Here is a 677-nt window from a genome sequence, read left to right as displayed (position 1 = left end):
GCGGTGTTAGCCAATGGCGTTCGCGGATAAACTTGGTAATACCGAGCACAAACTGGCCGTTCGCACTAAAACCCCAACTTGCATCCAGCGCCGCAGCGTCCTTCAACCACGTCACCGCCAACACACAATCGGCGTCGGTCAGCTTTTCTGCCTTCCACGCTTTCCACGCAGCCGAATCCGACCCGCCTTTGCGATGGGCCGGATACGCTTTGAAAAACGCATTGAAAACCGACTTAGCACTCGTTGCTGGACAAGAGTCTTTTAAAGATTCTTTGATAGATTCAAGATTGATAGATTCTGGGTGAACCAGATTCACTAGGGGTGGTGAACCACGTTCACTAGCTGGTGAACCATATTCACTAGGGGGTGAATTTGCTTCACTAGGGGATAGTGAACCACATTCACTAGGGGGCAAATCTGCGCCATTGGGGGATAGTGAATTTGCTTCACCCCCTAATACAGCGGCGTCTCCCTTGCATTTTGGCGCCAGCGGCTCAAAACGAATGTGGAAAATATTGGTGGAGTTACCCTTCTCGCCCTTGCGATATTCGCGCCGTAAAAAGCCGTCGTCCTCCAACGTCTTTACGTGGTTCATCACACTGCGACGGGTTATCTCACACTGCTCAGCAATGTTCTGGTAACTCGGCCAGCATTCGCCTTGGTCATTGGCGTTATCG

At 51.4% G+C, this 677-nt stretch carries 1 protein-coding gene; it reads right to left on the bottom strand.

The annotated features are described in order from the left end of the window. Positions 1-677 (bottom strand): helix-turn-helix domain-containing protein (locus tag FW758_RS24705; RefSeq protein WP_446446840.1); only part of this gene is annotated, 677 nt, incomplete at both ends.

This window comes from Shewanella sp. 1180_01 (assembly GCF_052850535.1).
This window is presented reverse-complemented; position numbering and strand designations above follow the sequence as displayed.